Annotated in this window: 23 protein-coding genes and 1 riboswitch; of the genes, 11 read left to right on the top strand and 12 right to left on the bottom strand. The window is 47.7% G+C overall.

Annotated elements, in window-relative coordinates; all coding sequences use genetic code 11:
- The first annotated feature begins 73 nt into the window (after positions 1 to 73).
- Positions 74 to 835 (top strand): RNA methyltransferase, encoded by a 762-nt coding sequence (locus HUX74_RS12665; protein WP_117964608.1) that lies wholly within the window; start codon positions 74 to 76, stop codon positions 833 to 835.
- Here HUX74_RS12665 and HUX74_RS12660 read toward each other — a convergent pair.
- From HUX74_RS12660 to HUX74_RS20770, 6 genes are all read right to left on the bottom strand, one after another.
- Entirely contained in the window at positions 789 to 1,118 is a 330-nt protein-coding gene (locus HUX74_RS12660; RefSeq protein WP_117599621.1) for a hypothetical protein, read from the bottom strand. The two genes, HUX74_RS12665 and HUX74_RS12660, sit on opposite strands and share 47 nt — an antisense overlap.
- A complete protein-coding gene (locus tag HUX74_RS12655; RefSeq protein WP_174646779.1) occupies positions 1,115 to 2,041 on the bottom strand; it encodes a DUF4296 domain-containing protein in 927 nt (308 codons plus the stop codon). The genes HUX74_RS12660 and HUX74_RS12655 overlap by 4 nt, the downstream gene beginning before the upstream one ends.
- Positions 2,038 to 2,670 carry a lipoprotein signal peptidase gene (locus HUX74_RS12650; RefSeq protein WP_131226382.1) on the bottom strand — a complete coding sequence of 211 codons (633 nt, stop codon included), beginning with the start codon at positions 2,668 to 2,670 and terminating at the stop codon, positions 2,038 to 2,040. Before HUX74_RS12650 ends, HUX74_RS12655 begins: the two co-directional genes overlap by 4 nt.
- 2 nt (positions 2,671 to 2,672) lie before the next feature.
- A complete protein-coding gene (locus tag HUX74_RS12645; protein WP_005654117.1) occupies positions 2,673 to 3,053 on the bottom strand; it encodes a TraR/DksA C4-type zinc finger protein in 381 nt (126 codons plus the stop codon).
- 32 nt (positions 3,054 to 3,085) lie between these two features.
- Entirely contained in the window at positions 3,086 to 6,574 is a 3,489-nt protein-coding gene (gene ileS / locus HUX74_RS12640; RefSeq protein WP_174646778.1) for an isoleucine--tRNA ligase, read from the bottom strand.
- Positions 6,575 to 7,039: 465 nt separating this feature from the next.
- Entirely contained in the window at positions 7,040 to 7,240 is a 201-nt protein-coding gene (locus HUX74_RS20770) for a hypothetical protein (RefSeq protein WP_226791171.1), read from the bottom strand.
- A 78-nt stretch (positions 7,241 to 7,318) separates the two neighbouring features.
- Between HUX74_RS20770 and HUX74_RS20765 the strand changes: the two genes are divergently transcribed.
- Positions 7,319 to 7,636 (top strand): hypothetical protein, encoded by a 318-nt coding sequence (locus HUX74_RS20765; RefSeq protein WP_254592866.1) that lies wholly within the window; start codon positions 7,319 to 7,321, stop codon positions 7,634 to 7,636.
- A 281-nt stretch (positions 7,637 to 7,917) separates the two neighbouring features.
- Here HUX74_RS20765 and HUX74_RS12630 read toward each other — a convergent pair whose 3' ends face one another.
- From HUX74_RS12630 to HUX74_RS12605, 6 genes are all read right to left on the bottom strand, one after another.
- A complete protein-coding gene (locus HUX74_RS12630) occupies positions 7,918 to 9,450 on the bottom strand; it encodes a carbon-nitrogen hydrolase family protein (RefSeq protein ID WP_117599617.1) in 1,533 nt (510 codons plus the stop codon).
- A 198-nt stretch (positions 9,451 to 9,648) separates the two neighbouring features.
- A complete protein-coding gene (locus HUX74_RS12625; RefSeq protein ID WP_174646777.1) occupies positions 9,649 to 11,310 on the bottom strand; it encodes an IS1182 family transposase in 1,662 nt (553 codons plus the stop codon).
- Positions 11,311 to 11,462: 152 nt separating this feature from the next.
- A complete protein-coding gene (gene xylE, locus HUX74_RS12620) occupies positions 11,463 to 12,950 on the bottom strand; it encodes a D-xylose transporter XylE (RefSeq protein ID WP_117599616.1) in 1,488 nt (495 codons plus the stop codon).
- 114 nt (positions 12,951 to 13,064) lie between these two features.
- On the bottom strand, positions 13,065 to 14,381 hold the full coding sequence (gene xylA, locus HUX74_RS12615; RefSeq protein WP_117599615.1) for a xylose isomerase: 1,317 nt from the start codon (positions 14,379 to 14,381) through the stop codon (positions 13,065 to 13,067).
- A gap of 90 nt (positions 14,382 to 14,471) precedes the next feature.
- Positions 14,472 to 15,959, bottom strand: coding sequence for a xylulokinase (locus HUX74_RS12610; RefSeq protein ID WP_117599614.1), 1,488 nt, complete (start codon positions 15,957 to 15,959; stop codon positions 14,472 to 14,474).
- Between the two features lie 45 nt (positions 15,960 to 16,004).
- Complete coding sequence (locus tag HUX74_RS12605; RefSeq protein WP_117599613.1) at positions 16,005 to 16,736, bottom strand: NUDIX domain-containing protein; 732 nt, start codon at positions 16,734 to 16,736, stop codon at positions 16,005 to 16,007.
- Between the two features lie 397 nt (positions 16,737 to 17,133).
- Here HUX74_RS12605 and fabD point away from each other — a divergent pair, with 397 nt between their 5' ends.
- The 9 genes from fabD (at position 17,134) to thiD (ending at position 25,108) form a co-directional block, all read left to right on the top strand.
- A complete protein-coding gene (gene fabD / locus HUX74_RS12600) occupies positions 17,134 to 18,021 on the top strand; it encodes an ACP S-malonyltransferase (protein WP_117599612.1) in 888 nt (295 codons plus the stop codon).
- Positions 18,022 to 18,229: 208 nt separating this feature from the next.
- Positions 18,230 to 18,320, top strand: a riboswitch (TPP riboswitch).
- A 69-nt stretch (positions 18,321 to 18,389) separates the two neighbouring features.
- On the top strand, positions 18,390 to 18,587 hold the full coding sequence (gene thiS, locus HUX74_RS12595; RefSeq protein ID WP_117599738.1) for a sulfur carrier protein ThiS: 198 nt from the start codon (positions 18,390 to 18,392) through the stop codon (positions 18,585 to 18,587).
- 5 nt (positions 18,588 to 18,592) lie between these two features.
- Complete coding sequence (locus HUX74_RS12590) at positions 18,593 to 19,276, top strand: thiamine phosphate synthase (protein ID WP_174647329.1); 684 nt, start codon at positions 18,593 to 18,595, stop codon at positions 19,274 to 19,276.
- 10 nt (positions 19,277 to 19,286) lie between these two features.
- On the top strand, positions 19,287 to 20,063 hold the full coding sequence (locus HUX74_RS12585) for a thiazole synthase (RefSeq protein ID WP_117599610.1): 777 nt from the start codon (positions 19,287 to 19,289) through the stop codon (positions 20,061 to 20,063).
- 13 nt (positions 20,064 to 20,076) lie between these two features.
- On the top strand, positions 20,077 to 21,759 hold the full coding sequence (gene thiC, locus HUX74_RS12580; protein ID WP_117599609.1) for a phosphomethylpyrimidine synthase ThiC: 1,683 nt from the start codon (positions 20,077 to 20,079) through the stop codon (positions 21,757 to 21,759).
- Between the two features lie 20 nt (positions 21,760 to 21,779).
- Positions 21,780 to 22,913, top strand: a complete 1,134-nt coding sequence (thiH, locus tag HUX74_RS12575) for a 2-iminoacetate synthase ThiH (protein ID WP_117599608.1) — start codon at positions 21,780 to 21,782, stop codon at positions 22,911 to 22,913.
- 35 nt (positions 22,914 to 22,948) lie between these two features.
- On the top strand, positions 22,949 to 23,644 hold the full coding sequence (locus HUX74_RS12570; RefSeq protein ID WP_138345926.1) for a HesA/MoeB/ThiF family protein: 696 nt from the start codon (positions 22,949 to 22,951) through the stop codon (positions 23,642 to 23,644).
- An 18-nt stretch (positions 23,645 to 23,662) separates the two neighbouring features.
- Positions 23,663 to 24,259 (top strand): thiamine phosphate synthase, encoded by a 597-nt coding sequence (locus HUX74_RS12565; RefSeq protein ID WP_174646776.1) that lies wholly within the window; start codon positions 23,663 to 23,665, stop codon positions 24,257 to 24,259.
- Positions 24,260 to 24,280: 21 nt separating this feature from the next.
- The gene (gene thiD / locus HUX74_RS12560) at positions 24,281 to 25,108 is read left to right on the top strand and encodes a bifunctional hydroxymethylpyrimidine kinase/phosphomethylpyrimidine kinase (RefSeq protein ID WP_119962269.1); all 828 of its coding nucleotides are present in this window, start codon (positions 24,281 to 24,283) and stop codon (positions 25,106 to 25,108) included.
- Positions 25,109 to 25,142: the final 34 nt, after the last annotated feature.

Genomic DNA, 25,142 nt, shown 5'->3' with positions numbered 1-25,142 from the left:
CCGGAAGAGTGCAGAGTTTTTGATTATATTGAAATAATCACGTATTTTTGTCAAATGATAACATGTGTATCCTATGGCATTAAGTAAAAACCGCATTAAATATATCCACTCGTTGGAGCAGAAAAAGAACCGGAAGGCTGACAAGGTATTTCTGGCAGAAGGACCTAAACTCGTAGGGGATTTGTTGGGACATTTTCCTTGTCAGTTCTTGCTGGCAACTTCAGAATGGCTTTCCCGGAACCGCCCTATCTCCACTGTAACGGATGTCACGGAAGTATCGGAGGAAGAACTTTCGCGTGCCAGCCTGCTAAAAACTCCCCAACAAGTGCTGGCTGTGTTCCGGCAGCCGGATGAGGAGACGGATGTTTCCGTCATCAGCCGCTCCCTCTGTCTGGCTTTGGATGATGTGCAAGACCCCGGTAACCTGGGAACGATTGTCCGCCTTGCCGATTGGTTTGGGATAGAGCATATATTCTGTTCGCCCAATACGGTGGATATCTATAATCCCAAAACAGTGCAGGCCACGATGGGAGGTATCGCACGCGTCAGACTGCATTATACTCCCCTACCCGAGCTCATTCGCTCACTGAAGGATATTCCCGTTTACGGCACTTTCCTGGACGGAGAGAATATGTACGGACAATCACTCTCGAAAAATGGGCTGATTGTGATGGGAAATGAAGGAAATGGCATCGGAAAAGAAGTGGAGGCACTCATCAACCGCAAACTATACATACCGAATTATCCCGCCGGCCGTGAGACCTCGGAGTCGTTGAACGTGGCTATTGCTACAGCAGTAGTTTGCGCTGAGTTCCGGCGCCAGGCAGCATTGTAGTAAAATCAAAAGGGAAAAACAACCAGGGAATCAAACAAGACAATTCTTCCTCGATAACCGGAGGGATTGCCGTCAGTATATTGCAGCACGTATCAAAATGAGGATAGTCTGTTTCCGCCTCCGTAAGCAAAGCTATGACGCCCGGTAGCCATTCCGTATTCTCCACCTCTTCTGTCAATGGGAAGATACGTGATACACACTGTCCTTCACCTATCTCCACCACATATTGTTTCAGATAGCCATGTCTGGGAAGAAACAGAAAATGGGAAGCGTAGCGTTTCATGCTTTCGGACGGGGACGTATGGTTCTAGGAGTTGTGGCATTTTCCTGCTCCTGAATTTTCAGAGGCTTCAATTTCTCTGGTTTCCCGATACTGTCCTTGCGAAGGGAGTCTGTGGCCTGCTGAAGGCTGTCCTTTGGGGCAATGACCAGACTGTCTGTGGCGTGATAGCGCATCAGTGAGATACGGTCTGCCAGCAAAGGCTGTGGAGTCTCCTGCTGCGGGTAATAGATGAACCCGCGTATTTCCTTGATTTCTCCTAAGGTATCGGCAAACAAGGTGAGCGTTTCCACACCTGTGCCTTGTACTTTCCGAATGACACTGATAACACTGTCATTCTTCTCATAAAGAACCTGCATCGCCATCAACGGAGCATGTATGCTGTCCGGTGCACCGTTGTGAAAACGGAAACGTGCGCTCCAGCGCAACGTGTCACGGTCGTGGAAATTGGTGTCTGAAGGCAACGTAAACGTTATCTTGTTGTCCAGGGGCATGCCCGTCAACTGATAGATATGCTGCCATATCCACACGTCGATACTGTCTCCGGGAAGTGATTCTTTCGGCTTGTTGTCACGCAGGGCAATCAAGTGGTTGATACCGTTTCTTTCGGCTTTTAAGCGTACATTCACTTTCTCGTAGATTTTGGTAAGTACCTCCGGATTACGGGCAAACCAGACCATAGAAGAGTCGAAATCGGCCTGAGTGATGCCATATTTCTTGAAAACCGATTCAATGTAAAGAACCCGCTTATAGCTTTCGTTATACGGTACTTCTTCACCCATAGCTTTGGCTATGTGATAATCGTAAAGCACGTTTTCCATCTTGGCATCCGGAAGGACGGTCTCAGGTCTTTTCACCTTACAAGCCGTCAGACTGAATGCCAGAAGGACTACACTACACCATTGAATTCGATTTATTCCTTTCATGATTTCTTTATGGCTGCGTGATAGGCATCATTGAAATCCTTATTATAGAACAACAGCAATGCAATCATACCACAGCTGATTGCTGCATCTGCAAAATTGAATATCGGGCTGAAAAAAATAAAGTGTTCACCACCGACGAATGGCATCCATGTGGGCCAGTTTGTATCTATGATAGGAAAATAGAACATATCTACCACTTTGCCGTGAAACCAGGAAGCATATCCTCCCCCTTCAGGCAGGAAAGAAGCTATCTGCGAATGAGTGCTTTCATTAAACAGTACACCGTAAAAGACGCTGTCAACAATGTTACCCAAAGCTCCCGTCAGGACTAAAGACACACAGACGATGAATCCCGTCTTCATTCCCAGCTTCACGAATTTATGCAGAAACCAACCTATCACCGTCACCGCAACAATACGGAACAAGGTGAGAAACAGTTTGGCGAATATTTCCATACCGAAAGCCATGCCACTATTCTCAGTAAAGTAGATGTAGAACCAATCTGTGATTCGGATGCTCTCGTGCCAGTACATGTGAGTCTTAATCCAAATCTTGATAATCTGGTCTATAATCAATACCAAGAATATAATGAGTAAGGCTATCCGTCCTTTCGTAAAGAATTTACCCATTTTTATTTCTTGCCGTTGTTTTTAGCTTCGATGCTCAGAGTGGCATGAGGCACTGCACGAAGGCGCTCTGCCGGTATCAGTTTGCCGGTTTCGCGGCAAATGCCATATGTTTTGTTCTCAATACGCACCAAAGCAGCCTGCAATCCTTGGATGAACTTTAACTGGCGTTGGGCCAGACGTGTGGTTTCTTCCTTGGATAAGGTGTTGGCACCTTCTTCCAGCACTTTGTACGTAGGAGATGTATCGTCGGTGTCATTGCCGTCTGCACCCGTCAGGCTAGCCTTTAACAATTCATAGTCACGTTGTGCTAACTCTAACTTCTCCAGAATGATAGCGCGGAATTCTTCCAATTCAGCATCTGAGTATCTTGTCTTTTCTGCCATAACTTTTACGTGTTAATCAGGTTAGTATTTAATTATTCTTTCACTACGCTCACGTACAGCGAGAAATCGTCGAAGTTTAGTTCTGCACCATTTTCTACGTTGTCTGTCAGCGTCAGTGAAGTTCCTAAAACTTGGTTACAAATATAGTCTTTATATTCGTTTACTGCATCATCTGTTTGAGGATTTTTTGATAATGTAATCTTTATTTTATCGGTTATCTCAAAACCGCTTGACTTGCGGATATTCTGAATACGGTTCACCAACTCGCGCGCAACACCTTCACGACGCAACTCTTCGGTTACGGTAACTTCCAAAGCTACGGTTAGTTTACCTTCGTTGGCAACCAGCCAGCCCGGGATGTCCTCGCTGAAGATTTCCACATCGGCAGTTTCAATCACAGCTTCCGTACCGTTCAGGACGAACGTATAGGAACCGTTCTTCTCCAGTTCAGCGATAGCCTCCTGAGACATTCCGGCCACGGCAGCAGCCACAGCTTTCATCTGTTTTCCGAATTTCGGTCCCAACTTCTTGAAGTCGCATTTCACTTTTTTTACCAGTACACCGGCAGCACCGTCCACAAACTTGATTTCTTTCACATTCACCTCGTTCATGATAAGTGCTTTCACAGCCTCGATGTGTGCACGCTGTTCTTCATCCACTATCGGTATCATGATGCACTGAAGCGGTTGGCGGACTTTGATGTTCACCTTGCGGCGCAGTGCCAATACCATAGAAGTGACGTCTTGTGCCATCTGCATGCGGGTTTCCAATTCCTTGTCTATCATTTCCTCCTTATATTCGGGGAACTTGGCAAGGTGTACGGAAACCACGTTGTCGCGTCCCGTAGCTGCAATCAGGTCTGTGTACAGCATGTCGGCATAGAACGGAGCAATGGGCGCCATCAGCTTGGCTACAGTTTCCAAGCAGGTATAGAGTGTCTGGAATGCAGAGAGCTTGTCCTGCGTCATACCGCCACCCCAGAAGCGTTTACGGTTCAGACGAACGTACCAATTGGAGAGATTGTCGTTCACAAACTCAGAAATGAGACGTCCTGCTTTCGTGGGCTCGTATTCATTGTAGCAGGTATCCACGTTCTTCACCAGCGTATTCAGTACGGAGAGAATCCAACGGTCTATCTCAGGGCGTTCTGCCATGGGCACGTCGGCTTCCTTGTATTCAAATTCGTCTACATTGGCATAGAGGGCGAAGAATGAATAGGTGTTATAGAGTGTTCCGAAGAACTTGCGGCGCACCTCTTCCACTCCATCCACGTCGAACTTAAGATTGTCCCACGGAGAAGAGTTGGTGATCATGTACCAGCGCAACGGGTCGGAACCGTATTTCTCGATGGTCGAGAAGGGGTCTACGGCATTGCCCAGACGCTTGGACATCTTGTTTCCGTTCTTGTCGAGCACCAGACCGTTGGAGATAACAGCCTTATAAGCGGTGCTGTCGAACACCATCGTGGCGATGGCGTGCAGCGTGAAGAACCAGCCGCGTGTCTGGTCCACTCCTTCGGCAATGAAATCGGCAGGATATACCTGATGGCTGTCCAGCAGTTCCTTGTTTTCGAACGGATAGTGTATCTGTGCATAAGGCATGGCACCGGAGTCAAACCATACGTCAATCAAGTCCGTTTCACGCTTCATCGGCTTGCCGTCTTTGGAAACAAGGATAACATCGTCTACGTAAGGACGGTGCAAGTCTATCTTGTCGTAATTCTCTTCGGTATATATACCCGGCTGGAAGCCTTTGTCCTTGTAGGGGTTGGACTGCATCAGACCGGCAGCTACGGATTTCTCTATTTCGTTGTAAAGTTCTTCTACAGACTCGATACATTTTTCCTCGCTATTGTCCTCTGTACGCCAGATAGGCAGCGGAGTGCCCCAGTAGCGTGAACGGCTGAGATTCCAGTCATTCAGGTTTTCCAGCCACTTACCGAAACGTCCCGTACCGGTGCTTTCCGGCTTCCAGTTGATGGTCTTGTTCAACTCTATCATACGTTCCTTACAAGCGGTGCTGCGGATAAACCAGCTATCCAGCGGATAGTACAATACGGGTTTGTCCGTACGCCAGCAGTGCGGATAGTTGTGTACATGCTTTTCTATCTTGAATGCCTGATGAGCGGCTTTCATCATCATGCAGATTTCGATATCCAATGATTCGGCAGCTTGCGCAGCCTGCTCATTATACTTGCCGTCTACGGTGAATTGAGGGTCATAAGCATTCTTTACCCACTTGCCCTGATACTCCTTATACAAGTCCACGTTGACACATGCCTTTACGAAATCCTCATCCAGTTCATCTATCAAATAGAACTTACCGGTGAGATCCACCATCGGGCGAGTTTCACCTTTCTTGTTTATCATGAACAGGGAAGGTATGCCTGCAGCACGGGCCACAAAGGCATCGTCCGCACCAAAGGTCGGGGCGATGTGTACGATACCCGTACCGTCTTCGGTCGTTACATAATCACCCGCGATTACACGGAAACTTTTATCGCTGGCAGTCCAACTGCCGTCTTCGGCCACATCTATCGGCTTTACCCACGGGATGAGTTGCTCGTACTCCATACCTACCAAGTCCGGTCCCTTGTATTCACCTACAATCTTGAAAGGTATCAGCTTGTCTCCCGGTTTATAATCCTCTAATGCAATGCCTTCCGCTTTTTTATTGAAGTGTGCATAGAGCAATGCTTTTGCCAGAACGACGGTCATCTTCTCGCCACTATAGCTGTTGTAGGTCTGCACGGCTACATAGTCAATCTTAGGCCCTACACAGAGTGCGGTATTGCTGGGCAATGTCCACGGAGTGGTAGTCCATGCCAGGAAGTAAGGAGTCCCCCACTCTGCCATTTCCGGCTTCGGGTTCTTTATCTTGAACTGCCCCACTACGGTCGTATCTTTTACGTCACGATAGCATCCGGGCTGGTTCAGCTCGTGCGAACTGAGTCCTGTACCGGCAGCGGGAGAATACGGTTGTATGGTATATCCTTTATAAAGCAGTCCTTTCTTGTAGAGTTGCTTCAACAGCCACCACAACGTTTCGATGTAGCGGTTGTCGTAAGTTATATAGGGGTTCTTCATGTCCACCCAGTAGCCCATCTTGTGCGTCAGGTCTTCCCACTCTTTGGTGAACTTCATGACGTCCTTGCGGCAGGCAGCATTGTATTCTGCCACAGAAATAGTCCTGCCAATATCCTCTTTCGTAATGCCAAGCGCCTTTTCCACACCCAGTTCCACGGGTAATCCATGAGTATCCCATCCGGCCTTACGCTTTACCTGAAATCCCTTCATCGTTTTGTAACGGCAGAAAATGTCCTTAATGGAGCGAGCCATTACGTGGTGAATACCCGGCATACCATTGGCCGAAGGAGGTCCTTCGAAAAACACGAAAGAAGGACAACCTTCACGTTCTGTCATACTCTTGGCGAAAACCTGGTTTTCGTCCCATTTCTCCAACACTTTTCCGTTCACTTCGGAAAGGTCAAGCTTCGAATATTCGGCAAACTTCTTACCCATCTTGATATTTACTATTTGACAATTTACGATTGAAGAATACTCTTGACCAGCATGTTTTTTGGTACATCAAAAGCCATCTTCTTTATTTTAAGAGTGCAAATTTACAAAAAACTTAGATACAAGAGACTTTTTAGGTAGAAAAAGCTGGCTTAGTGCGATAAAATGTTTTATTTGGCGTCAGTTCAATGGATGTGTGGAAGTAATATCCGCTTGATGTGACCTTTCTAAGAAAAGCACTAAAACCCACGGGGTTCTAAGCAAAAAACGGCAAAACGTAAATTTAGTTCAAACAAGCGACCTGAAAACTACAAATAAGAGGGCTATTTTGCTGAGTTCAACAAACGGTATGTAGAATTCTGCGAATGTCATTGCTGCAATCAGCAATAAGCGTGCAAAACAGCATGGGAAAGAATAATAAAATATCACATTGAAAAAAATAATAGCAGCATCATCTGCGAATAGACTTCAACTGCCGCTGATGTAACTATAATTCAAGATAGAATAATTAAGGAAATGATTCACCACTCCGAAACAATCCAATGTCTCATCGAAAGAGAGAAAGTAATACATCAGGTTTTCGGGTTCTTTCTTTTGGGGCAGGATTTCGTCCACATAGGCAAGAAAGGCGTTTTTTGATGCTGTAATTGCATGGCGGATTTTGAGCATTCAGGCTTCACATCTCCGGTCAGTCCCCCATCACTATAATATTGGCGGCGCTCTTCATAGACTTGGGCGGCTGCCTCATTGATTTATGGTGTAGGCAGGCTTCAGCTATTCTTCCTTGCTCTTCTTCTGCTGCATAGTGGCGTGGAAGGCAAAATAGAGGATGAAGTCTACGAAGTAATAGCGGACACGTTCATAAGTGACAGAATTGACCTTTATGTCAGTTTTCAGGAAGCCCAGGATGGAGAATTGCCTGATGATGACTTCCTGCCGGGTGCGGAGAATACGGGTTTCCTCCTTTACACGCGCCTAGGAGTAATGGAAAGGCTTATATTAAAAGCAATCTGTTTCACCGTATGCCAGTCGGACAGAATCAGTTCACCGGAGGCCAGACGGTAGTTAAGTAATCGCAGCACATTGATGCAAAGAGGTATTTCGGAAGCGGAGAAAGCTTTTTTGACCATTGTTTCAGTTTTTAGAGTAAAAGTTGTGTAAAGACACGAATAAACTATGGAATTACTATCCGAAATGCCACACTTCAGTAACTTAAATGCCACATTTTATCATCCGGAATGCCATAGGTTTCGGACTACGAAATGTGGCACTTGAGGCGGTAAAGTGTGGCATTTAAGTTACTGAAGTGTGGCATCGGGTACGATGAAAAACCCGGCGTGGAAAGGTTATTTTTTCATCTTCACCTCGTACAAATCGCCTCTCCTGTCTTTCAAGTTACGTACACTGCCGTAGGTATGCAGCTCGTTCAGCAAATCCAGATCCACATCCGATACAAGAATCATTTCGGTATTCGGAGTGGCTTCCGCACGCTTGCCGTCTGTGGGGAAAGCAAAATCGCAGGGAGTGAATACACCGGACTGGGCATACTGAATGTCCATGTTGTGCACACGGGGAAGATTACCTACACTGCCAGCTATCACGACGAAGCACTCGTTTTCGATGGCACGGGCATGGGCGCATACCTTTACGCGGCTGTAAGCATTCTGTGTATCGGTAAGGAAAGGCACAAAGAGTATCTGCATGCCTTGGTCCGCCATGATGCGGCTCAGTTCGGGGAACTCGACATCGTAGCATATCAGCACGCCTATCTTCGCACAGTCCGTGTCGAACGTCTGGATGGACTTGCCTCCACTCAATCCCCAAGACTTTATTTCGTCGGGAGTGACGTGTATCTTCTCATACATTTCATAGCTTCCGTCACGCCGGCAGAGGAATCCTACGTTGTATAGCAATCCGTCCTCCTTGATAAGCGGCATACTGCCCGTAATGATATTGATGTTATAACTGATAGCGAGCTTGACGAAACGCTCCCTGATTTCCTCGGTATAGGCCGCCAGTCCACGGATGGCCTGCGATTCGCCCTCATTGTTGAATTTTGCCATCAGCGGTGCATTGAAGTATTCGGGGAAAAGGACAAAGTCACTCTTATAGTCGCTCACGGCATCCACAAAGAACTCCACTTGTTCAAAGAGGTCATCCAGTGTCTTGTAGGTACGCATCTGCCATTGCACCAAGCCGACACGGACGGTAGTTTTGGGGCTTACATAGTCTTGTGTGGGAGCCTGATAGTAGATATTGTCCCATTGCAGCAGGCAGGCATAGTGCTTGGACTCCTCATCATTGGGAAGATAGTTGCGCATCACCTTGCGCACGTGGAAGTCGTTGGAGAGCTGAAAGGTCAGCACCGGGTCGAAGATTTCCTTTTGCTTCACCTTGTCTATGTACTCCTTAGGACGGAGTTGGTCAGCATATTTATAGTAGTTGGGGATACGTCCGCCAAACATGATTGCCTTCAAGTTCAATGTTTCGCAAAGTTCCTTGCGGTATTCATACATGCGGCGTGCCAGACGCAGGCCGCGGTATTGGGGATGAATAAAGACTTCGATGCCATAAAGGATGTTACCCTTCGGATTGTGGGTATTGAAAGTCTCCTTGCCCGTAACCTGAGCGTAGGTGTGGTCGTTCTTCACATCATCGTAGTTCACTATGATGGAAAGTGCACAGCCCACGATTTTCTCGTCAACCACCGTCACAATCTGCCCCTCGGGAAAGATTCGTATCAGCTTTTCTATTTGTTTGTGTGTCCAGAACACATCGCTTCCGTCTGAATAAACACGCGTAAACGATTGTGCCAACTGGTCATAATCTTCAATCTGCAGATTGCGTATCTGTACCTTATTGATTTTCATTGAATCCATAACTTTCTTGCTATTCCTGATTAAAAACAGTGCAAAGGTACAGTTTATCTTTACATGTTATCTTTCCTTTTGAAGATTTTTCTTTCTCATCTTGGACAGATAAGAGAGAATATATGGGATGATAACAAGAAGAGAGGTTGTGTCAAAACGTTGGCACAACCTCTTTTATATTTTAAGTTCTGCTATATTTTCTTTTGGCTATGCTACTTTTTCCTCATGCATTTGGCAGCAAGTTGCTATATTCCAATTATATCGGGTTATAAATAGTCCCATAAACAAATATTTGGCAACTGTAATGAGCCCCTTTCCTTCTTTTATCAGTTTAGCGCACATTTTTTTGATATTAAAGGCTATAGCAAAGAAAGCAAAGTCCATTGTAACCTTGTCTTCTCCCACATGCCGGAATCTTCTGTATGCCATGTTGTATTTCATTTGTCCAAACACAGCTTCTGGTTCTATACACCTCCTGCCTCTATGCTTGATACCTTCTTCTGAGAGCAACCTTTCCCGTGCCTGCCGTTTGTATTGATTTAATCGGTGGTTGACTTCTATAATACGGTTCCCCCGAGCTTTAAAACAACTGCCACGCAAAGGGCAACCTTCGCATCTTTTTGCTTTATACCGGGCACTTTCGGTGATGTATCCGCTCGCTGTCTTGTCACGTTTGGTTCCTATACGGTTCATGTGCTGTCCCATAGGACAAACGTAATAATCCTCTTGGGCATTGTAATGGAGACTTTCGGCATGGAACGGGTTGGGAGTATAACGGGGACGCTGTTCTTTATGGAAGTAATTGTACTTGATGAAGGCTTCTATCCCATTCTCCTGCATGAACCGGTAATTTTCTTCCGAACCGTAACCGGAGTCTGCCACGCAGATATTCGGTAAACTGTTATAGCGGTACTGGAAAGAGTGGATAAAAGGTATGAGGGTCAGTGTATCGGTAGGGTTGGGAAACAGACGGAAGTCTGTGATAAATTGGTTTTCAGTACCTATTTGCAGATTATATCCGGGTTTGGTCTGCCCGTTCTTCATGGCATCTTCTTTCATGCGCATGAATGTGGCACCAGGATCGGTCTTGGAATAGGAGTTACGTTCTCCAAGGGTATCAAGGTGATTGTCATATTCTATCAGCTTGTCACGATACCCTTCAAGTTCCCTGACCTGCTTCTTCTTTTTGCGCAGGGCTTTCTTTTCTTCCTTATCCTTTGTTGCAGGCTGGCGTTCCAGGGCTTCTTTAAGTTCATCCACTATGTCAGAGAGCCTGCAGGAAGTAAACTCCACGGATGTGTCTTTTATAGAGTTCTCCTGTGCAATGGTTTCATCCACCTGCTCCAAGAGAATACGGATTTTATCCATTAGTCTCGTACGGTTCCGTTCGACTGTCTTGCGCCAGACAAAAGCATATTTGTTGGCTTTGGATTCAATCTTGGTGCCGTCAATATACTCCACATCAAGGCTGATGAAACCTTTATCGGCAAGGACAAAAATCAACTGGGTAAATACATTATTTATTTCCTCCTTTACACGGTTACGAAAACGGTTGATCGTGATAAAATCCGGATGCTCATTACCGGCAAGCCAAATATAATGAATGTCACGAAGGAGGTGCTTCTCTATTTTACGGCAAGAATAATAATTATTCATGTAGGCGTAGATTATCACCTTAAGCATCATTTTAGGATGATAAGGACAACGGCCCGTTTCCTTATAAAGCTTCTTGAAACTCTCAAGATTGAGGTTGTCAATAACAGCATTCACGATGCGGACCGGGTCGTTCGCAGCTATGTTTTCATCAATTCTTTGTGGAAAAAGAACGGTTTGGTTGGGAATGTAAGGACGAAAATGTAACTTTGCCATAACGAAAAACTTTATGCCTAAAGATACGAAAACTTTGGGTAATAACAAAGCCCGGGCTTGAGAAAGTCTGGGCTTTGCGCATAAAAAAAGGCTGTGTCAGCATTTTGACACAACCTCTTTCTCATTTTATATGGACAGTTTCAATAACGTTCTTATCTATTATTTTTTCTATTCTTCCACAGTCTGGTCATGTCTTCCAGTGTCTTGCCTTTCGTTTCGGGAACAAGCTTCCAGACAAACAGAGCGGCCACCACACAGATGATTCCGTATAAGCCATAAGCAAACATGTGCCCGAACTTGTCTCCCATATCTCCCAAACTCATATTGTACATAGGTACGAAGGTGGAAGATACAATGAAATTGAATATCCATTGGAAGGCTACGGCAATGGCTACTGCAGCGCCACGGATGGTATTCGGGAAGATTTCAGCAATCAGTACCCAGCAGATGGGGCCCCAGCTGAACATGAACGAAGCACTGTAGACCATGATACTGACAACAGCCAACATGGGAGGAAGCCCTGCCACAACGTTGCAAAGAGCTACTCCGAAAGCACCTATCGCCATACCGATAGATCCCGAGATAAGCAGTGGTTTACGTCCCCATTTCTCGACTGTAAAGACAGCCAGCAACGTGAACAGAATATTGATGATACCCATAATGACGGTCTGCACCATCGGGTTGCCCATTCCCATCGTTTCGAAGATACGCGGTGCGAAATAGAGTACGGCGTTGATACCTACCGCTTGCTGGAATACACTCAGCATGATTCCGATAAAGATAACCATCCAGCCATAAGTGAAAAGCTTTTCCGTCTTTTCCTCTGCCGTGGCTTTGATTTGAGACAGAATAACCTTTGCCTGAGCCAAGCCGTTGATACGGCTTAACACCTGGAGTGCCTTATCATCCTTGCCACTCATGGCAAGATAGCGTGGCGTTTCGGGAACAAACAGTACGAGCAACGCAAAGACTCCTGCAGGAACAGCCTCACTGACAAACATCAGACGCCATCCTATCTCTGTGGTCCATGCTGCCGCTTCGGGATTCAGAATCTGGTTGACTCCTTCAATGGCCTTTATCACCGGATTTGAATTCTCGCCCAAAATAAGGAAATTCACGAAGTAAACCACTAACTGGCCGAAGATAATGGCAAACTGGTTCCATGATACCAGAGTCCCGCGAATGTTGCTCGGCGCAATTTCCGCAATATACATCGGGCAGATGGCGGATGCCAAACCAACGCCGATTCCTCCCAATACACGGTAGAAGTTGAATGCCACGAGCAAGGAATAGGAAGGAACACCATAGTCGAAGAAAAGGAATTCCGGGTAGTAGGAGCCTAATGCCGACAGAAAGAACAAGACGCCGGCTATGAAAAGAGAATTCTTACGTCCCAGATTGGATGCGAAGAATCCCGAAAGAGCACTACCGATGATACATCCGATAAGTGCACTGGAAGAGGTAATGCCGTGAATCGTATCTGTGTAGACAAAATCGGGGGCACCCATAAAGAATGCCTGAAGCCCTTTATCGGCACCGGATATGACTGCTGTATCGTAACCGAAAAGCAATCCTCCAATGACGGCTACCAACACAATAGAGAAGAGGTAGAGTTTACTGCCTTTTTCTGTATAATTCATGATATTAATGATTAATGGTTAATGATTAGCGATTAATGATTAGCGATTAATGATTAATATTGAAACACTTCATGCGCAACCTATTAACCACTAATCACTAAACATTGATCATTATTAGCAGTACATATTCACGATTGCCTCATACAATTCCTGCTTGCCGCTGGTCTGTTTCGGCTCACCGTTGGCTTTTGCGTAAGCTACCAAATCCTCCAGCGTCAGTTTGCCATCTTCAAATTCCTTGCCTTTACCACTGTCGAAGGAAGCATAGCGGTCGGCCAGCATCTTTTTGTAAGGAGACTCTTCAAGCAGTTTGGCTGCACTTTCCAGTGCACGTGCCATCACGTCCATACCGGCGATGTGGGCAATGAAAATGTCTTCCAGGTCGGTGGAGTTACGACGGGTCTTGGCATCGAAGTTTGTACCGCCATTGCCAAAACCTCCGTTACGGATGATTTGCATCATGGCCTGGGTCAGTTCGAAGTTGTCGATGGGGAACTGGTCTGTATCCCAGCCGTTCTGGTAGTCACCACGGTTGGCGTCGATGGAGCCGAGCATACCGTTGTCTACGGCTACTGCGAGTTCGTGCTCGAAGGTGTGACCCGCCAAAGTAGCGTGGTTCACTTCGATGTTCACCTTGAAATCCTTGTCCAGATTGTGAGCCTTCAAGAAGCCGATAACGGTTTCGGTGTCTACATCATACTGGTGTTTGGTAGGTTCCATCGGTTTCGGTTCAATCAGGAAGGTACCTTTGAATCCGCGGGCACGGGCATAGTCGCGGGCGATGGTCAACATCTGTGCGAGGTGCTCTTTCTCACGTTTCTGGTCTGTATTCAGCAAAGACATGTAGCCTTCGCGACCGCCCCAGAATACATAGTTTGAACCTCCCAGCTCGATAGTAGCGTCGATGGCGTTCTTGATTTGAACGGCGGCACGTGCCACTACATCAAAATCGGGGTTAGTGGCTGCGCCATTCATATAGCGAGCATGGCCGAATACGTTGGCGGTACCCCACAACAGCTTGATGCCGGTTTCAGCTTGTTTCTGCTTGGCATACGCTACGATTTCCTTCAGGTTGGCTTCGTATTCTTCAATGGTCTCGGCTTCTTCGCAAAGGTCTACATCGTGGAAGCAGTAGTATTCGATACCCATTTTCTGCATAAATTCAAAGCCGGCGTCCATTTTGTTCTTGGCAGCCTGAACCTTGTCAGCCTCACCGTTCCAGGGGAATTTCTTTGTTCCGCCACCGAACTGGTCGCCGCCTTCTGCGCAAAGAGTGTGCCACCATGCCATGGCGAACTTCAGCCATTCACTCATTTTCTTGCCCATGATTACTTTATCGGCATCGTAGTAACGGAATGCCATCGGGTTCTTGCTCTCTTTACCTTCGAATTTAATCTTTCCTATTCCGGGAAAATACTCTTTTGTTGCCATAATCTTAATTTTGTTTTAAAGGATTAATTATTTGATTTAAATAAGTTGCAAAAATTTGTTCATATCAAGATGCCATGAATCAATCATACATTATCTCATTGCTTCTTCCAGACAGTGTTTCCAGCGCGCATATGCGTCGGCATAAGCCTGGCGGTCTGCCACTTTCGGCTCTATCACCTCGAGCTTCTCAAGCGTGGCAAATGCTTCGTTGTTGTCCTTGTATATGCCCGCACCGATTCCGGCGCCTTTGGCGGCACCTACAGAGCCGTCGGTATCATACAGTTCGATGACAGCTCCCGTCACACCGGCCAATGTCTCGCGGAACAGCGGGCTGAGGAACATATTAGCCTTGCCGGCATGAATTTTCTGCACGGGAATGCCCATTTGTTCCATGATGTCGATTCCATATTTGAAGGAGAAAACGATGCCTTCCTGCGCTGCACGGACGATATGCTGCTTGCCGTGCTGGTTGAAGTTGATGCCATGAATGGAGCAGCCTATTTCCTTGTTCTCCAGCATACGCTCCGCACCGTTCCCGAAGGGCAGGATGCTGATGCCGGCACTGCCGATGGGAGCTTGTGCTGCCAGCAGATTCATATCGCTGTAGGAGATGCCTTCGGGAGCAACGGTACGTTTTACCCATGAATTGAGGATGCCCGTACCATTGATGCACAGCAGAACACCCAGACGGGTTTGCCCGGCAGTATGGTTGACGTGTGCAAAGGTGTTGACACGTGACTTGGGGTCGTAGTTCACCTCACCGTTCACGCCGTATACCACGCCGGATGTTCCGGCGGTGGAAGCTATTTCACCCGGATTGAATACATTCAGGGAAAGGGCATTGTTGGGCTGGTCGCCAGCACGGTAAGTGATAGGCGTACCTTCTTTCAGACCCAGCTCTGCGGCTGCAGCAGCATTGACGCGTCCCTGCTCGGAGAAAGTCGGTTTGATGTCGGCAATCAGAGAGGAGTCGAATCCATAATACTCCATCAGAAAATCAGCAACCCGGTTGTTCTTGAAATCCCAGAACATCCCTTCGGACAAACCGGACACCGTGGTACAGATGGTACCGCTCAACTTCATGGCGATATAGTCGCCCGGCAGCATTATCTTATGAATCTTTTCGTAAACGGAAGGCTCATTCTCCTTAATCCAAGCCAGTTTGGAGGCCGTGAAGTTGCCCGGAGAATTCAGCAGATGTGAAAGGCAAGTCTCCTCTCCCAATGTTTCGAAAGCCTTTTGTCCGTAGGGCACGGCTCTGGAGTCGCACCAGATAATGGCAGGACGCAACACCTGCTGGTTTTTATCTACACATACCAAGCCATGCATCTGATAAGAGATACCAATCGCCTTGATGTCTTCTGCGTTTACTCCGGATTCTGCCAATACAGCTTGTGTGGCCAGTTTCAAATTTTCCCACCAATTTCCGGGGTCTTGCTCTGCCCAGCCGGGCTTCACTGCGATAATTTCCGCTTCAGTCTTGGGGAAGAAGGCAGACGATACACATTTGCCGCTTTCCGCATTTACCAGACTCGCTTTTACAGACGAGCTGCCGATGTCATAACCTAATAAATACATTTCTATCAATATTAATGAAAGTGATATGAAGAATTCAAAATCCGGCTACCGTCGGATTTTATTGTATATCTTTTTGTCAAAACGGTAGTAACGTGCCGCCCGGTGGGCCACGCCTTGCTGTTTTTCTTCCAGAGGAACGACATATTCCATCAGGGCTATCTTTTTATGGAAATTGCGTACGTCGTACTGCTTGTCATACACCAGCTCGTACAAAGTGCGAAGCTGGGATGCGGTGAACTTACGCGGCAATAAGTCGAACAGTGAAGACGGATTGAACTCGACGTACTGGCGGACATAGGTAATGGCTTCCTTGATAATCAGGTTGTGGTCGAATGCCAGAGCCTTTATATCCGGCATGGCTACCCAACTGGCTTGATAATCGTCCAAATCACGGTTCAATGCGCGGTCTATCTTCACCAGGGAAAGATAGGCTATGGTGACAATACGTTCCACCCTGGACTGCATGGCACGTTCCAGCCAATGCACATCTTTGGGGTCCTTCGTACGGTTTTTTGAACCGAATGCCTTAAATTGCATCAGATTGACGTTCTTCAGGCCCGTTAATTCATTCAACACCCGTTTGGCAGCTTCATCTAAGTCCTCATCCATATAAATCAGACTTCCGGGAAGCTTCATATCATGAAAGATTTCTCCTTCTTCCTCTCCTGCACGCTTAATCAGCAGAACCTTTAGCTGTTCTCCGTCAAAACCAATCACTACACAGTCCACAGAGATATGATTGTTTGCCAACGGCGTTTTTTGTTCTATGTTTTGCATAATATATCTCGTTAAGCGCTGCAAATATAAATAGGTTTTTCTAATTTGCAACAAAGGAAAAGAATATTTTTACAATGTTATAAAGCATTATTTTTCAACTGAATACATATCTTACTTTATACAATATCATTTTCAGTTGTTATCGTATGGAATACAATATGTAATTTACAAGAATACACAAGAGGTCTAATTGTAGGAAGTACAATAAGGAGGAAGTGTTTCATTTATAAGTATTTCAGTATCCGGATATCACAGAAGACCCAAGCATACATATTGTATTTTAGCTTCCTCCTTAAAGTAAGGGTATTGCACAAAAAACATCCGTTTGTGCGGTGAATATCAGAAAAACCTCTACCTTTGCAGCACTTTTTATTTAAACACTAAAAAACGAGTAAATATGAAAGCATTTGTATTTCCGGGTCAAGGTGCCCAATTCGTTGGCATGGGAAAGGACCTGTACGAAAATTCGGCATTAGCCAAGGAACTTTTTGAGAAAGCAAATGATATCCTCGGGTATCGTATTACTGATATTATGTTCAACGGTACAGATGAAGACCTGCGCCAGACTAAAGTTACCCAACCTGCCGTATTCCTTCATTCCGTTATTTCCGCCCTCTGCATGGGCGATGACTTTAAGCCGGAGATGACCGCCGGTCACTCACTGGGCGAGTTCTCCGCTTTGGTTGCTGCCGGTGCACTGAGCTTTGAAGATGGTCTGAAACTGGTGTATGCCCGTGCCATGGCTATGCAAAAGGCTTGCGAAGCACAGCCCTCCACTATGGCAGCCATAATTGCCCTGCCGGATGAAAAGGTTGAGGAAATCTGCGCCCAGGTAAGTGCCGAAGGTGAAGTTTGCGTGGCAGCCAACTATAATTGCCCGGGACAGATTGTAATTTCCGGTTCCATAGAAGGTATCAACAAGGCTTGCGAACTGATGAAGGCTGCAGGTGCCAAGCGCGCCTTACCGTTGAAGGTAGGCGGTGCATTCCACTCTCCATTGATGGACCCTGCCAAAGTGGAACTGGAAGCAGCCATCAATGCAACAGAAATCCATGCTCCGAAGTGCCCCGTATATCAGAATGTAGACGCTATGCCTCATACTGACCCGGCAGAAATCAAGAAGAATCTGGTGGCTCAGCTGACAGCATCGGTACGTTGGACGCAAACAGTGAAGAACATGGTTGCCGATGGTGCTACGGACTTCACAGAGTGCGGTCCTGGTGCAGTGCTGCAAGGTCTTATCAAGAAAATTGCACCGGAAGCAACGGCTCACGGGATTGCATAATTCTTTGTGTATAGTATATCTTCAAGGCTGTCTTTCTTCGGAGAGGCAGCCTTTCTTTTTAAAGAGCTTTACTTTCCTCTTGTAATCTCTTCTCTATCTGCTACGTCTGTATAGGTACGGAGATGGTAAGGAAAAGAAAAGTCAGAGACAGGGAGAAAAAAAGCTTCCTTTTGTTTTTTATTTCCGATTTTCCCTTACCTTTGTTGCCGTAAAGACAAAGGGGTGCCCTGACGGGCTGAGATTATACCCTCGAACCTGATGCAGTTAGTACTGCCGTAGGAATTGGATATTTTTTTCTTCACTAAACTTGCCGTAAAGACGCTTCTTTGTATTTACTTCCATTGTTTTATTTCTTAATGAACAGAAAAATGAAAGTATTGGTCAACAACAAGGAAGTGAAAACCGGCGCCACTACCCTTTCACAACTTATCGAGGAACTTGCCCTACCGGTGCAAGGCATTGCCGTGGCCGTAGACAACCATATTGTATTTCGCACGGAATGGACAAAATGCGCCCTGAGGGAATACATGTCCATCATCATTATCAAAGCGGCTTGCGGAGGGTGAGGAAGATGAAGGACGAGAGGCTGAAAAACGGAGGAATGCAGTTCATCACGCACTATACGGAGCGATATTCGTACCTGGATGCTGCACGCATGACTCTTGAGGGCGGTTGCCGCTGGGTGCAACTGCGCATGAAAGACACCCCGGTGGAAACGATAGAACCCGTAGCCTTAGAGGTGCAGGCTCTTTGCCGACAATACGGTGCGACCTTCATCATTGACGACCATGTGGAACTGGTAAAGAAGCTGCGTGCCGACGGCGTACATCTTGGAAAGAAAGACATGCCCATAGCCGACGCACGCCGGATTCTGGGCGCGGAGTACATTATAGGCGGTACCGCCAATACTTTTGAGGATGTACAGCAACACTACAAAGCTGGTGCCGACTACATAGGCTGCGGCCCTTTCCGCTACACCACCACCAAGAAGAACCTAAGCCCGATATTAGGATTGGAAGGCTATGCCGCCATCGTCAACCGGATGCGGGAGGAGAACGTATGCCTGCCCATGGTTGCCATCGGAGGAATTACCATTGCAGACATTCCCGCCATTATGCAGACGGGAGTCAGCGGAATTGCCCTATCCGGCACGGTGCTGCATGCCGATAGTCCGGCAGACGAGATGCGGAGAATCATTTCTTTAATAAAGAATGAAGAAGCAGGGGAAAAAGTAAAGAACGAAAAATTAATATAACACTACTGACATGGAAAAATTAGTGATTGCGGGACGTGAGTTCAACTCCCGCCTGTTTTTAGGAACCGGAAAGTTCCATTCCGACGAAGTGATGGAACAATCCATCTTGGCATCCGGCACGGAAATGGTGACGGTGGCAATGAAACGAATTGAACTGGACAATAAGGAAGATGATATGCTGGTGCATATACAACATCCCGGCATTCAGCTTCTGCCCAATACCTCCGGCGTGCGCAATGCCGAAGAAGCTGTTTTTGCCGCACAGATGGCGCGTGAGGCTTTTGGCACGAACTGGCTGAAACTGGAGATACACCCCGACCCCCGCTATCTGTTGCCGGATTCTGTGGAGACGTTGAAAGCCACGGAGGAACTGGTCAAATTGGGCTTCGTAGTACTGCCCTATTGTCAGGCAGACCCCACACTGTGCAAGAGACTGGAAGAGGCAGGTGCCGCCACCGTCATGCCGCTGGGTGCTCCTATCGGCACAAACAAAGGACTGCAGACAAGGGATTTCTTGAGGATAATCATTGAGCAAGCCAATATCCCCGTAGTGGTGGATGCCGGTATCGGTGCCCCGAGCCATGCGGCAGAGGCTATGGAAATGGGCGCGTCGGCTTGCCTGGTGAATACTGCCATTGCAGTGGCGGGCGACCCCGTGGCCATGGCGGTAGCGTTCAAGCAGGCTGTAGAGGCAGGACGCATGGCATACGAAGCAGGTCTGGGCGCACAAACCGATAATTTTGTTGCGGAAGCCAGCTCACCGCTGACGGCTTTTTTGAACCTATAAAACTGACAATGCAATGAAGCAGAAGATAAAATTCCCCCGTTCTGAGAAAGTATATTTGCCGGGTACCTTGTTTCCCGAATTGCGCGTAGCTATGCGCAAAGTGGAACAAGTGCCCAGTACGAACTTCATAGATGGAGAAAAGGTGATTACTCCGAATCCTGAAGTGTATGTGTATGATACCAGCGGACCGTTCAGCGACCCTACCGTCGAAGTGGATTTAAAGAAAGGGCTGCCCCGCCTGCGCGAACCGTGGATACTGAAACGAGGCGATGTGGAGCAGCTTCCCGAAATAACGTCGGAGTACGGACGCATGCGCCGCGACGACAGGTCACTCGATTCTCTGCGCTTTGAGCACATCACCCTGCCCTACCGTGCCCTTCAAGGAAAATGCTGCACACAGATGTACTATGCCAAGCAAGGCATCATCACGCCTGAAATGGAGTATGTAGCGATTCGCGAGAACATGAACTGCGCGGAGCTGGGAATAGAGACACACATCACACCGGAATTTGTACGCCGGGAGATTGCCGCCGGACGTGCCCTGCTTCCTGCCAACATCAACCATCCCGAAGCAGAGCCGATGATTATAGGCCGTAACTTCCTGGTGAAGATAAATACCAATATCGGAAACTCCGCCACCACCTCCGGCATTGAAGAAGAGGTGGAAAAGGCTTTGTGGAGCTGTAAATGGGGAGGCGACACGCTGATGGACCTCTCCACCGGGGAGAATATCCACGAAACGCGCGAATGGATTATCCGTAACTGTCCCGTTCCGGTAGGTACTGTCCCCATCTACCAGGCATTGGAGAAAGTGAACGGCAAGGTGGAGGACCTCACCTGGGAAATCTACCGCGACACCTTGATTGAACAATGCGAGCAGGGAGTGGACTACTTCACCATCCATGCCGGTATACGCCGCCATAATGTGCATCTGGCCGAGAAAAGGCTGTGCGGTATCGTGAGCCGTGGTGGCAGCATCATGAGCAAATGGTGCCTGGTGCACGACCGCGAGAGTTTCCTTTACGAACACTTTGATGACATTTGCGATATTCTGGCACAGTATGATGTGGCCATCTCTTTGGGAGACGGACTGCGTCCGGGGTCTACGCACGATGCCAACGATGAAGCGCAGTTTGCAGAACTCGACACGATGGGCGAGCTTGTGCTGCGTGCTTGGGACAAGAATGTGCAGGCTTTCATCGAAGGTCCCGGCCACGTGCCCATGCACAAGATTAAGGAGAATATGGAGCGCCAGATAGAAAAATGCCACGATGCGCCTTTCTATACGCTCGGCCCCATCGTGACGGACATCGCACCGGGTTACGACCATATTACGTCTGCCATCGGCGCGGCACAGATAGGTTGGCTGGGTACGGCCATGCTCTGTTATGTCACCCCCAAAGAGCATCTGGCGCTGCCCGATAAGGAGGATGTGCGTGTAGGTGTCATCACCTATAAGATAGCCGCCCATGCTGCCGACCTGGCAAAAGGGCATCCCGGAGCACAAGTGCGCGACAATGCACTGAGCAAAGCGCGTTATGAATTCCGCTGGAAAGACCAGTTTGACTTGTCACTCGACCCGGAACGTGCGTTCAGCTATTTCCATGCAGGGAAGCATGTGGATGGGGAGTATTGCACGATGTGCGGACCAAACTTCTGCGCAATGCGGTTGTCGAGAGAATTAAAAAAGAAATAAATGGGAATTGATAGAACACTATGTTTTCAGACGAATTAGAACATATATCCTGGGAGGAAACCACGGCACGCATCCATGCCAAGACAGATGCGGATGTACGCCGTGCCCTCTCCAAAGAACATTGTAATGTAGAGGACTTCATGGCCCTCATCTCACCCGCCGCTGCTCCCTATCTGGAGACGATGGCACGATTGAGCAAGAAATACACCGAGGCACGATTCGGGAAGACCATCTCCATGTTCGTGCCTCTTTACATCACGAATTCCTGCACCAACTCTTGCGTGTATTGCGGTTTCCATATCAGCAACCCCATGCCGCGTACCATACTGACGGAAGAAGAAATCGTGAACGAATACAAGGCCATCAAGAAGCTGGCACCTTTCGAGAATTTGCTGTTGGTGACGGGAGAAAATCCGGCCAAAGCAGGCGTGCCCTACATAGCCCGTGCACTAGACCTGGCAAAACCCTACTTCAGCAATCTGAAAATAGAAGTGATGCCCTTAAAGGCGGAAGAGTATGCAGAGCTGAAAGAGCACGGCATGAACGGTGTGATTTGTTTTCAGGAAACCTATCACAAAGCGAATTACAACATCTACCACCCCCGCGGCATGAAGTCCAAATTTGAATGGCGTGTCAACGGTTTCGACCGTATGGGGCAGGCGGGCGTCCATTCCATCGGCATGGGAGTGCTCATCGGTCTGGAGAAAGAATGGCGGACAGACATCACCATGATGGCTTATCACCTGCGCTATCTCCAGAAGCATTATTGGCAGACGAAATACAGCGTCAACTTCCCCCGTATGCGTCCTTCGGAGAATGGCGGCTTCCAGCCCAATGTTATCATGAGCGACCGCGAACTGGCACAAGTCACTTTTGCCATGCGTATCTTTGACCATGATGTGGACATCTCCTACTCCACCCGCGAGCCTGCCGATATACGCGACCATATGGCAACACTTGGTGTGACAACCATGAGCGCCGAAAGCAAGACCGAGCCGGGAGGATATTACAGCTATCCGCAAACGCTGGAACAGTTTCATGTCAGCGACGAGCGCAAGGCTGTGGAAGTGGACAAAGCGTTGAAACGCCTGGGGCGCGAACCGGTGTGGAAAGATTGGGATGCGAGTTTTGATTTGAAGGCTTTCAAGAGATGAGTGGCCGAATACAGAACCTTAATAATAATGAACAAATGAACCGATATGCCAGACAAACGTCCCTCCCTGAAATAGGCGAAGCCGGACAAGAGAAACTGCGTAATGCCAAGGTGTTGATAGTCGGTGTGGGAGGATTGGGTTCTCCCATTGCCCTCTATCTGGCGGGAGCAGGAGTCGGAACGCTGGGATTGGTGGACGATGACCAGGTCAGCATCAGTAATCTTCAACGTCAGGTTCTGTATGCTGAAGCTGACCTTGGGCAGCCTAAACCTCTATGTGGCGCCCGTAGAGTGCAGGGTTTGAACAGCGATGTAAACGTGGAAGCGTACCCCTTCCGTCTGGACAAGAAGAATGCCGGGGAACTGATAAGGAACTACGATATAGTGGTAGACGGGTGCGACAACTTCGCTACCCGCTACTTGCTGAATGACGTATGCAACGCTTGGGGAAAGCCCTACGTTTATGGTGCCATTCAAGGCTTTGAAGGCCAAGTGTCCGTCTTCTGCTACGGTGAAGGTGCGAAAAACTACCGTGAGCTCTATCCGGATGAAGAAGGGACACTGCTCATGCCGTCTCCGGACAAATCGGTTATCGGCGTAACCCCTGCCATTGTGGGTAGCGTAGAAGCCAATGAAGTATTGAAACTGATTTGCGGCTACGGTGAACCCTTGGTTGGAAAGCTATGGACGATTGATTTAAGGACCATGCAGTCGTATATTTTCTCATTATAGACAAACATCCATAAAGATATGAAGCTGATAGTCATTACCACGCCGCAATTCTTTGAAGGAGAAGCAGCGGCAGTTACCTCCTTATTCCAAAACGGTTTGGAAATACTCCACCTGCGCAAGCCGGGAGCTTCGGCAGAGGAGATGGGGAATTTTCTTCAACAACTACCGATGGAATATATGCCGCGCATTGTCACGCATGAGCAATTCCAGCTGGCATCCGTTTTCGGTCTGAAAGGAATTCATCTGAACGGGCGCAATCCGCAGATACCGTCCGGATATAAGGGACACATCAGTTGTTCCTGCCACTCTCTTGAAGAAGTGTTGAAACATAAATCAGATTGTAACTATGTGTTCCTCAGTCCCATTTATGACAGTATATCCAAAGAAGGCTACTCTTCCGCTTACTCCTGCGATACCTTGAAGAAGGCACAGAAAGCTGATATTATCGACTCCAACGTCATGGCATTGGGTGGCATCAGCCTGGAGCATCTTCCGGAAATAGCCGCTTTAGGTTTCGGAGGTGCCGTCCTGCTAGGAGACATCTGGCAGCAAGCGAAGGAAGATTTCATCCCCCACTTCCTCCACCTGAAACAGCTCTCCTCCCCCCTTCTTTAATTTTTAATTTTTAATTATCTCATGCTTCCCCCTATTATCCTTTCCATTGCCGGTTCCGACTGTTCGGGCGGTGCAGGCATACAAGCAGACATAAAGACCATTTCCGCTTTGGAAGGTTATGCCGCTTCCGTCATCACGGCTGTTACTGCACAAAACACACTGGGAGTACAATCGGTTTATCCGATACCTGCGGATATGGTTAAAGCACAAATCACCTCTGTTATGGATGATTTAAGGCCGGATGCCGTCAAGATAGGTATGGTACATGATGCCAGTATTGTGACCGCCATTGTCGATTGTCTTCAGACTTATACTCCGGAGTGTATAGTCTATGACCCCGTCATGATATCGACCAGTGGACGGCGACTGATGACCGAAGAAACTATACAAGTCATTAAGGCGGAACTGTTTCCGCTATGCACCCTCATTACTCCCAACCTGAATGAAGCAAGCCTGCTGTGGGGGCAAACCATTGCCGGCACTGTAGAGATGCAGCAAGCGGCACGGGAATTATCCTGCAGATACAACACCGCTGTCCTCGTCAAAGGCGGACATCTGGAGGGCAATGACATGTGCGACGTGCTTTATTGCCGGCAACCTTCTGCCGGAGCTGACGTCCTGCCATCCGGATGCATCCTCTATTCCAACCCCAAAATAGAGAGCCGTAACCTGCACGGCACGGGGTGTACCCTTTCCTCTGCCATAGCTACATTTCTTGCCGGTGGCAGCAAACCCGATGAAGCGGTCCGCAAGGCTAAAGAGTATATCAGTATTGCGATAAATCAGGGGAAAAACATGGATATAGGACACGGAAACGGTCCGTTATGGCACTTTCCTTTATCGGAATAAGAGCTCGTCGAAACGCATTATCTGTTTACCCTAA

The sequence above is a fragment of the Bacteroides sp. Marseille-P8574 genome (assembly GCF_902825465.1).
GTDB lineage: Bacteria > Bacteroidota > Bacteroidia > Bacteroidales > Bacteroidaceae > Bacteroides > Bacteroides uniformis.
The sequence above is the reverse complement of the archived record's forward strand: the minus strand, read 5'-3'. Positions and strand labels throughout refer to the sequence as shown.